General features: G+C 28.9%; 7 protein-coding genes. 1 reads left to right on the forward strand and 6 read right to left on the reverse strand.

What is annotated here, in order from left to right:
* Positions 1-98: 98 nt before the first annotated feature.
* From lonB to HCG70_RS04815, 6 genes are all read right to left on the reverse strand, one after another.
* Positions 99-1,754 (reverse strand): ATP-dependent protease LonB, encoded by a 1,656-nt coding sequence (gene lonB / locus HCG70_RS04790; RefSeq protein ID WP_221697517.1) that lies wholly within the window; start codon positions 1,752-1,754, stop codon positions 99-101.
* A gap of 160 nt (positions 1,755-1,914) precedes the next feature.
* Entirely contained in the window at positions 1,915-3,210 is a 1,296-nt protein-coding gene (gene clpX, locus HCG70_RS04795; protein ID WP_042396251.1) for an ATP-dependent protease ATP-binding subunit ClpX, read from the reverse strand.
* Between the two features lie 38 nt (positions 3,211-3,248).
* On the reverse strand, positions 3,249-3,845 hold the full coding sequence (gene clpP, locus HCG70_RS04800; protein ID WP_042396253.1) for an ATP-dependent Clp endopeptidase proteolytic subunit ClpP: 597 nt from the start codon (positions 3,843-3,845) through the stop codon (positions 3,249-3,251).
* Positions 3,846-4,000: 155 nt separating this feature from the next.
* Complete coding sequence (gene tig, locus HCG70_RS04805; protein WP_042396259.1) at positions 4,001-5,284, reverse strand: trigger factor; 1,284 nt, start codon at positions 5,282-5,284, stop codon at positions 4,001-4,003.
* Between the two features lie 513 nt (positions 5,285-5,797).
* Entirely contained in the window at positions 5,798-5,986 is a 189-nt protein-coding gene (locus HCG70_RS04810) for a hypothetical protein (protein ID WP_042396261.1), read from the reverse strand.
* Positions 5,987-6,366: 380 nt separating this feature from the next.
* Positions 6,367-7,170, reverse strand: a complete 804-nt coding sequence (locus tag HCG70_RS04815; protein ID WP_221697518.1) for a M23 family metallopeptidase — start codon at positions 7,168-7,170, stop codon at positions 6,367-6,369.
* 142 nt (positions 7,171-7,312) lie between these two features.
* Between HCG70_RS04815 and HCG70_RS04820 the strand changes: the two genes are divergently transcribed.
* Positions 7,313-8,077 (forward strand): transposase (locus HCG70_RS04820; protein ID WP_221697519.1); only part of this gene is annotated, 765 nt, incomplete at its 3' end.

Consider the following 8,077-nt stretch of genomic DNA (forward strand, 5'->3'; position numbering starts at 1 on the left):
AACTTTATACTAATTCTCATATTAATTTATTACCGTGAAGGTTTAAATAAGAAAAACAAATGACAAATACCTATAATCAGCATTTGTCATTTAACTCTTTATAACTCCTTTGCCTTTGCTGAAAGAATATCAATTTTTGTTTTATCATTATTTAATATACACACGTCTAATACCTCTTTTATATTAGAAACTTTAATCACATCAATTCCTTCATAATTCAAAAATGATTCATTCCAGTTATCAGCTGGTATTATAACTCTATTTGCCCCTGCTTTTTGAGCTGCTAATATTTTTGCATTAACACCACCTATAGGATTAACCGTACCTAAAAGACTAATTTCTCCTGTCATCGCAACTTTATTATCTATAGGTAATTCTAATATAGCACTATATACAGCAGTAGCAATTGCTATACCTGCTGATGGTCCATCTACCGGTATACCTCCTGGAATATTAATATGTATATCATATTTATCACATTTTAAATCATATATATTATTTAAAGCGGTTAATACATTTTGTATTGAAGAAAATGCGGTGCTTTTTCTTTTTACTTTCCTATTACTCATAGTAATTTCTTCTTCTTCAATAATACCTGAAATCTTTAACTCCCCTGCCCTACCTTCTATCTTCTTTGCCGTTGCTTCTATTTCCATAAGCATTCCAATATTAGCTCCATGTACAGCTAACCCATTCACCACACCAACTTCTGGTCTATCTGAAATTTTCTTTTCTTGTATTTCTGTATATTGACCATTTTCTATTACCCACTTAATATCATCCTCAGTAATATAATCTCTTTCTTCATTAATAGCAATTCCTGAACACAATTGAATTAAATTAACTACTTCTCTTCCATTGTTACAAAATCTACTTATAAGATTTAATCCCTTATCAGAAGTATTTAACCCAACTTTACTAATTGCTTTTTGGGCAATTTCCCTTATTTCATTTGGTTGCAAGCCTCTAAAAAACACTTCAACACATCTTGATCTAATAGCCGGAATTATTTCATCTGGACTACGTGTTGTTGCCCCAATCAACCTAAAATCAGCTGGTAATCCATTATCAAATATTTCTTTAATATAAGTCGGCATATTAGGATCTTCAGAACTATAGTAGGAGCTATCTAAAAATACCTTTCTATCCTCTAAAACCTTTAGTAGTTTATTCATTTCAATAGGTTGCAACTCACCAATTTCATCAATAAATAATATTCCTCCATGAGCTTTTGTAACTGCGCCTGGTTTAGGTTGAGGTATTCCAGCCACTCCCAAAGCACCTGCCCCTTGGTAAATAGGATCATGCACTGATCCTATTAGAGGATCTGCAATTCCACGCTCATCAAATCTAATTGTGGTAGCATCAATCTCCACAAATTTAGCATTTTCTTTAAATGGTGATTTTTCCTTTCTCTTGGCTTCTTCCAGTACTAATCTTGCAGCAGCAGTCTTACCTATTCCGGGCGGTCCATAAATAATAACATGTTGAGGGTTAGGACCACATATGGCTGCTTTCAAAGCTTTAATCCCATCTTTCTGACCAATAATATCATCAAATGAAGTTGGTCTACTTTTCTCAGTCAAAGGTTCTGAAAGCTTTATCCTTCTCATTTTCAAAAGTTTTTCCATTTCTTTTTTATTTTCTTTATCAACTACAACAGTTCTAGAACGAGTAGCTTTATTGCTATTAAATAAGTATATGATAAATAGAACCATCATTATAGCTTGTAAAATAATCATTATCTCACTCATGAATTTATATCCTCCCTTTTTTTCTAAACTCTCTTTGTATTATTAACCTATAACTGTTCTATTATTCCATAATATGTAGCAATAAATATTATTTTTTCTATATTAAGGGTATCGTTCAAAAATAAAAAAAATCACCTCTAGAAATCTAGAGGTGATTTTTTTAAGCAGTTTCCATGCCTTTTCTTTTTTTAGCTTTTTTAGTTTTTAAAACAGGTCTAACTTCATTTTCACCAAGTCTAATTAATTCTGGTAACTTCTTAGATTTAATTGAATCCTCAGTTATAACAACCTTACTTATATTTTCGTCTGATGGTACATCAAACATTACATCAATCATTATATCTTCAACAATTGCTCTTAATCCTCTAGCACCTGTTTTTCTTGCTATAGCTTCATCTGCAATAGCTTTAAGTGCATCTTCAGTAAATTCTAACTCTACATTATCTAATTCAAACAATTTACTATATTGTTTTACTAATGCATTTTTAGGTTGACTTAAAATATTAATTAATGCATTTTGATCTAATGATTCTAGAGAAACTACCATTGGTAATCTTCCTACAAATTCAGGGATTAAACCAAACTTCAACAAGTCCTCTGGAAGAACATTTTTTAATAACTCTCCAACATCTTTTGCTTCTTTTGATTGTATTTCAGCTCCAAATCCCATAGTGCTAACTCTTGTTCTTTTTTGAATGATTTTATCAATTCCATCAAAAGCTCCACCACAAATAAATAAAATATTTGATGTGTTAATTTGGATAAATTCTTGATGCGGATGCTTTCTTCCACCTTGAGGTGGAACAGAAGCTGTTGTTCCCTCTAATATTTTTAATAATGCTTGTTGAACCCCTTCACCAGATACATCTCTAGTTATGGATGGGTTTTCAGATTTTCTAGCAATCTTATCAATTTCATCAATATATACTATACCTTTTTCAGCTTTTTCAACATCATAATCAGCATTTTGTATTAATTTTAATAAAATGTTTTCTACATCTTCTCCTACATATCCTGCTTCAGTTAATGTAGTAGCATCTGCTATTGCAAATGGAACATTTAAAAATTTTGCTAATGTTTGAGCTAAAAGTGTTTTACCTGAACCAGTAGGTCCTAATAATAATATATTACTTTTTTGAAGTTCTATATCATCATCATACGTATTTGCTTTTACTCTTTTATAATGGTTATAAACTGCTACAGATAGTGCTTTTTTTGCTCTATCTTGCCCAATAACATATTGATCTAAATATTCTTTTATTTCATTTGGTTTAGGAAGAGCTGTAGTATCTAACTCTACATTATCTTCAAATTCATCTTGAATTATATCTGAGCATAAATCTATACATTCATCACAAATATATACTCCAGGCCCAGCAATTAATCTTTTTACTTGATCTTGATTTTTACCACAAAATGAACACTTTAATTGCTTTTTATCTTCAAATTTAGCCATAACCTCACCTCACTTTGGCATGAAATTGCCAAAAATAATTATTTTTTATTTTTTACTATTACTTCATCAATTAATCCAATTTTTAATGCTTCATCAGCACTCATGAAGTTATCTCTTTCACACATTTGAACCATAGTTTCATAATCAACTTTTCCATTAGTAGATTCAGCCATAGTTCTTGTTAAAGTTTCTTTTATCTTTAATATTCTCTTTGCATGAATATCAATATCAGTTGCTTGACCTTGGAATCCTCCTAAAGGTTGATGTATCATAATTTCACTATTTGGAAGAGCATATCTCTTACCTGGAGCACCGCTTGATAATAAGAAAGCTCCCATTGATGCTGCCATACCAATACAAATAGTACTTACATCACATTTAATATATTGCATAGTATCATAAATAGCCATTCCTGAAGTAATTGAGCCTCCTGGACTATTTATGTAAAGATATATATCTTTATCTGGGTCCTCACTTTCTAAGAATAATAATTGAGCTACTACAAGATTAGCAGTTACATCATTTACCTCGCCGCTAAGCATAATAATTCTATCTTTTAAAAGTCTTGAAAAAATATCATAAGACCTTTCTCCTCTTCCTGTTTGTTCAACAACGTATGGAATATAATTGCTCATACTTAATTCCCTCCTTTTCTCTTTAAAACCCTTCTTACTTATAATATATCCAACTAATCAAAAGTAATTATATTAAAATTATATAAAATTTACTTTATTTTGTTAAAGAAATATTTGAATAATTGCCAGAATTTCTTCTGGCAATTAAATTAGGACTATTTATTATTTTCTAATAAGAATTTTACTGCTTTGTTTGTGATTACATCAGATCTTAATGCTGCTTGTTGGCTTTGCATTAATAATTCAACCATTTTATCATCTTCTGATGCAGAATACATTTTAGCAACTTCAACAGCTTTTTCTTTTATTTCTTCTTCAGTAGCATCTATGTTTTCAGCTTTTTCTACAGCTTCTAAAACTAAATCAACTTTTACTTTAGTAGCTGCATTTTCTCTCATATATTCTCTCATCTTTTCTTCATCAGTTCCAGTGAATTGGAAGTATTGTTCTAAATTTAAACCTTGATATTGTAATCTTTGTTGTAAGTTTTGAACCATTTTATCTACTTCTTTTTCTACCATTACAGCTGGAATTTCAACCTTTGCATTTTCTGCAACTGCATTAATTACAGCTTCTTCAAACTCTCTATCAGCTCTTTCAGCATTTGCTGCTTCTAACTTAGTAGTAATATCAGCCTTTAATTCAGCTATTGTATCAAATTCTGAAGTTTCTTTAGCAAATTCATCATCTAATTCTGGTAATTCTTTTACCTTTATTTCTTTAATAGTAACTTCAAATTTAGCTGGCTTACCATTTAACTCTTCCTTACCATAGTTTTCTGGGAAAGTAACATTTACTTCTACTGTATCATTTACTTTAGCTCCAACTAATTGTTCTTCGAAAGTATCTATGAAAGTTTTAGAACCAATTTCTAAAGAGTAATCATGACCTTCTCCACCTTGGAATGCTTCTCCATCAACAAATCCTTTAAAATCAATAACAGCTATATTTCCATTTTCAACTGTTCCTTCTTCTTTAGATTCAACTCTTGCATTCTTTTCTTGCATTTCTTTAAGCTTTTTAGCAACTTCTTCTTCAGTTACTTCGTAAGTTTTCTTTTCTACTGATAATCCTTTATATTCACCTAATTCAACTTCTGGATAAACAGTTACTTCTGCAGTATAAACAAAGTCTTTTCCTTCTCCAACTTCTACTACATCTATTTTTGGATAGTCAACTGGGATTATGTTATTTTCTTTTAATACTTCACTATAAGATCCATCGATTGCAAAATTAACTGCATCTTCTAAAAGAACTCCAACACCGTAATATTGCTTAACTACATTCATTGGAACTTTACCTTTTCTAAATCCAGGCACATTAAAATTCTTAACATTCTTCTTATAAGCTCTTGTTAAAGCTTCATTGAATTTATTAGCTTCAACCTTTACTTCAAATTTAACGACATTTACGTCGATTTTTTCCATTTTAGCTTCCATTGTATATTCCTCCTAAAAAAGTATCTCTTGTTTGATTAATACAACTAGCTTATTATAACATATTAAAGCTAATTTTTTCAAATGTTTGTTCATAAAAAGCAAAAAACATCTAATATTTTTCTTACTACACATAATATACACAAATTACCATCTGTATATATTAATAATTAATATGTCTTTTCCTATATAACCAATCTATTATTCTTAACCAAAAAATCAATTAACTAATTACGATATATTTTACCAATTATCACATGTTCTTTCAAGACATTACTAATATAAATTATTACTCTTAATCCCTTTTTATATTCTTCTTAAAAATTTTTTCACACATCTTCTAATACACCTTCATTAATAAATGCTTTCCCTTTAATTAAATATATATTCAAGATATTAATATTAATTTCATTTATAATTAACAATATTTTTATTCTACAAATCTATTATAATTTTATATTTTTTCCAAAGTTTTCTTCCTTAGAATTCGACATTTCATTTTTTCCTTTTATATCTTTATTTATTATTACAGCACTTTTTATTACATCCTTTTCTTTTATCACATGCTCCTCCCCCCTTATTGCAGCAACCACCGCATTTAATAAGCCCTAACTCCCTCATTTCCTTAATACTTAATTTAACTTCATTTTCTGAATAAGGTTCATAATCCGGGGTATCCTTAAGCATATTTTCTCTTTTTTTCATTTTTATTCCTCCCTATAATTGTTATTTTATTTAATTTTACCATCTATTTTCTTCTAGATTTATACACAAAAAAAATTTTTTCAACTTTTTTTGTAAATATTATTTGATTTTATTAAATTATATTGTATAATATAACTATAGTATTCAATAAAATACTTATTAATATAGCCCATACCGCTCTATAATTTAATAAATTATAGAGTTTTAATAAAACCCCACACAATCACTTATTCCCTTTCTTAAGTGATTGTAATCCCTTAACCTGTGCACTTTGCACAGGTTTTTATTCTTTATAAAACAAAAACTACCTGAGTATTATTTTCTTTATTATATTTAATTATTCAAAAAGCTGTATCTTTAAAGATACAGCTTTTATCTCTTTAATACGGTATATAATTTAAAGGATCAACAGCTTGCCCATTAATTCTTATTTCAAAATGTAAATGTGGGCCTGTACTATTTCCAGTTGAACCTACAGTAGCAATTACATCACCTTGCTTAACTGTATCTCCATAATCAACATCTAATGTTTGAGCATGTGGATATAATGTTTGTACCCCATTTCCATGTCCTAAAATAATTGTATTTCCATATCCTGTAATCCACCCTGAATATTCAACTACACCACTTTTAGATGCTTTAATTGGGTCTCCATAATTCCCTGCATAATCTATACCTTTATGTAATTTATATTCTCCTGTAACAGGATTAACTCTATATCCATAATTACTAGTAATTCTACCTGGAACAGGTCTTAAAAAGCCACTATCTGTTTGTAAATTATTGTCTACCCCATTACTCCCATTGCTACCACTAACATTATTTATTATTCTATCAAGTTCTGCTTCTAACTCTTCATTATGTGATTCTAAATGTGCTATTTCACTACTAATCTTTTCACTATCATTTTCTAAAGCAATAATACTATCTTGCTTTTCTCGTTGCATTGCTAAAAGTTCATTTCTCTTGCTTTCCTCTTCATTTTGAATTGCAACAACTTTATTTTTTGCTTCCATTATATCACTTTGCTTCTCTTCTATTGCTAACTGCGACTCTTCTTGCTCTTTAATTTTAAGTTCTATTTGCGCAATCTCATCTGATATAATTTCTTGATTTTCCTTATAGCTCTTAATTAAACTTTTATCAAAATTTATTATTTGATTTATATTATTAGGGTTAATCATATTTCTTAACCCTTATATATCAAGGCCTTTATGGCCAAGATTTTTTATATCACTCAGATTTTTCAGTATCATTTTTACTCCTTTGGATAAAACTAATAGCATATACATAAACTAATTAGTTGCACTAACGGAGGTTTAAAAAATGATAACAAGACAAGAGATATTTAACATAGTTGATCTATTTACTTCACAATCAACAATTAATTTTTACGAAAACATATTTGATAATTTAGATTTATCATTTATACCTGAATTTATTGAATCAAAACGTGGACCAAAAGGCTATTCACGTCACGCTCTTACTAGAGCGTTTGTTGTTATGAACTGTGAACATTTTAGAGAAATAACTCTACTTTGTGATTTTTTAAATACTAATTTAAAAATTGCTCAATTATGCGGATTTGACATTACTAAACCATTACCTTCTTATAGCGTTTACCAACGTTTTATTCATGATATTGATAATAATTTACTAAAGGAAATAATGAAATCACAAGTAAATGAACTTATAAAATTAGATGCCATAGATAACTCAATAGTATCTGTAGATTCAACCCCTATAAAAGCAAATACAAAGTATAATAATCCAAAATGTTTTTCTAAAAATAAATTTTCTAATGAAAAACCTCCTAAATCAGATAAGGACTGTAAATTAGGAGTCCACACTGCAAATAATGAAGATTCAAAAAAGAATTATACTTTTTATTGGGGTTATAAAAATTTAATAATGTGTGATGCAAAATCAGGATTGCCAATTTATGAAGTAACTCTTACAGGCGAAAAAGCTGATGTTTCAAGTCTAATTAATTTTTTAGATAAAATAAATTCTTGGTTTAGCTTAAAAAATTCCAAAATTCTCGCTGATAAAGGTTTTGATTCTAAAGCAAACTATAATTACATAAAAGAT

The organism is Clostridium sp. K04 (genome assembly GCF_019734375.1).
GTDB classification, from domain to species: Bacteria; Bacillota; Clostridia; order Clostridiales; family Clostridiaceae; genus Clostridium; species Clostridium saudiense.

What these genes read in the sequence shown, in the direction of transcription:
- HCG70_RS04815 (WP_221697518.1), bottom strand. Translation starts at nt 7,170, where the DNA reads ATGATTAACCCTAATAATATAAATCAAATAATAAATTTTGATAAAAGT.
- clpX (WP_042396251.1), bottom strand. Translation starts at nt 3,210, where the DNA reads ATGGCTAAATTTGAAGATAAAAAGCAATTAAAGTGTTCATTTTGTGGT.
- lonB (WP_221697517.1), bottom strand. Translation starts at nt 1,754, where the DNA reads ATGAGTGAGATAATGATTATTTTACAAGCTATAATGATGGTTCTATTT.
- HCG70_RS04810 (WP_042396261.1), bottom strand. Translation starts at nt 5,986, where the DNA reads ATGAAAAAAAGAGAAAATATGCTTAAGGATACCCCGGATTATGAACCT.
- clpP (WP_042396253.1), bottom strand. Translation starts at nt 3,845, where the DNA reads ATGAGCAATTATATTCCATACGTTGTTGAACAAACAGGAAGAGGAGAA.
- tig (WP_042396259.1), bottom strand. Translation starts at nt 5,284, where the DNA reads ATGGAAGCTAAAATGGAAAAAATCGACGTAAATGTCGTTAAATTTGAA.